Source organism: Streptacidiphilus sp. EB103A, from assembly GCF_041261405.1.
GTDB lineage: Bacteria > Actinomycetota > Actinomycetes > Streptomycetales > Streptomycetaceae > Streptacidiphilus.
Genome location: NZ_JBGCAQ010000055.1, coordinates 1 through 1,771, shown reverse-complemented (window position 1 = coordinate 1,771; position 1,771 = coordinate 1). Strand labels below are relative to the sequence as shown.

The window sequence follows — 1,771 nt, the reverse complement described above, 5'->3', positions numbered from 1 at the left end:
GGCTCATACAAGATTTTCGTAGCTGGTGATCGGTTCGGTGGGGCTGGTGACGGGCTGCTGTTCTGGGTGCAGGCTGGGGTCGTGTGACATCGAAGTAGAGGTCCTGCTGCCGCAGTTGGCTCTAGTGCAGGTCGAGGAAGTGATGGCCGGGTCGGGGCTGGTGCGGATCACGGCGCGGACCCGCGACGGCGTGGCGGTGTTGTGTCCGGGGTGCGGGCGGTCCTCGGACTGGGAGCACAGCCGGTATGTGCGGCACCTGGCGGATGAGGCGGTCGGTGGCCGTGCGGTGGTGATCGACCTGTCGGTGCGGCGCCTGTACTGCGAGAACCCCGCGTGCCCGAAGGCGACGTTCGTCGAGCAGGCGCCGGGGCTGTCGGTGCGCTACCAGCGGCGGACCCCGGCCCTGCAGCGGGTGCTGGACGCGGTGGCGGTCGCGCTGGCGGGCAGGGCCGGGGCCCGGCTGCTGGTCCACCTGCACCAGGCGGTCAGCTGGGCCACGATGCTGCACTGCCTGATGTCACTGCCCGATCCGCCCGCACCGACCCCCACCGTGCTGGGCGTGGACGACTTCGCGCTGCGCAAGGGGCAGCACTACGGCACGCTGCTGGTGGACACGCTGTCCCGGCTGCCGATCGACCTGTGGACCGGACGCGCCGGCGAGCCGCTGACCCACTGGCTGAAGTCCCATCCCGGTGTTCAGGTGGTGTGCCGGGACGGCTCGCTGGAGTACCGGGCCGCCATCACCGCGGGCGCCCCGGGCGCGGTCCAGGTCAGCGACCGCTTCCACCTGTGGCAGGGCCTGGCCCGCCGGGTCTACGAGGAGGTCTGCGCCCACCGCGCCTGCCTGGCCCGGCCACCGGACCCCCCGCCCGCACCCCCGCAGCCGGCGGCCCCCGACGCGATGCCGGCACCGCCGCCCGCGCCCCCGGGCAGGGCCGCCCGGCGGGCCCGCACCACCTTCACCGCCGTGCACGCACTCCTGGACCAGGGGCTGAGCGGGCGCGCCGTCGCCCGGCAACTGGGCATCGGCAAAGCAACCGTGGCGCGCTACGCGTCAGCCGGGCGCTGGCAGGACAAGGTGCCGGTGTGGCCCACACGGACCCCGGGCCTGGCCGCGGCACACCGCGACTACCTGCTGCAACGCTGGGACCAGGGCCAGCACCAGGCCGCCGTACTGCACCGCGAGATCACCGGACGCGGCTTCCAGGGCAGCTACGCGACGGTGCGCAATTTCCTGTCCCCCCTGCGCGCGGCCCTCCACGGCCCACACCGGACCCCGCCCGCCCCCGGCCCGGTCCCGCCCAGCGCACGCGAGGCGACCGGCTGGATCACCCGCCGCCCCGAGAACCTCACCCAGGACCAGCAGACCCAGCTCAAGCAGGTCCTGGACCGCAGCCCGGAACTCACCGAGGTCTGCGCACACGTGCGCTCGTTCGCCACCATGCTCACCTCGGGAACCGACACCGGCCTGGACGAGTGGATCCAGGCGGTCCGCGCCAGCCTCCTGCCCGCCCTGCCCGGCTTCGCCCGCGGCCTGGCCAGCGACCTGGACGCCGTCCGCGCCGGCCTCACCCTGCCCTACAACTCCGGCGTCAACGAAGGCCGCGTCACCGACCTCAAACTCATCAAACGCCAGATGGCAGGCCGAGCCAGCATCCCCCTGCTCCGCAAACGCGTCATCCTCGCCGCCCACTCACGACGCACCACAACCACCCACCCCACCAACAACGACCCCTGGACGATCACCAGCTACGAAAATCTTGTATGAGCC

General features: G+C 72.6%; 1 protein-coding gene. It reads left to right on the top strand.

The features are described from left to right. The first annotated feature begins 124 nt into the window (after positions 1-124). Complete coding sequence (locus tag ABH941_RS40845; RefSeq protein ID WP_370138581.1) at positions 125-1,768, top strand: ISL3 family transposase; 1,644 nt, start codon at positions 125-127, stop codon at positions 1,766-1,768. Positions 1,769-1,771 lie beyond the last annotated feature (3 nt).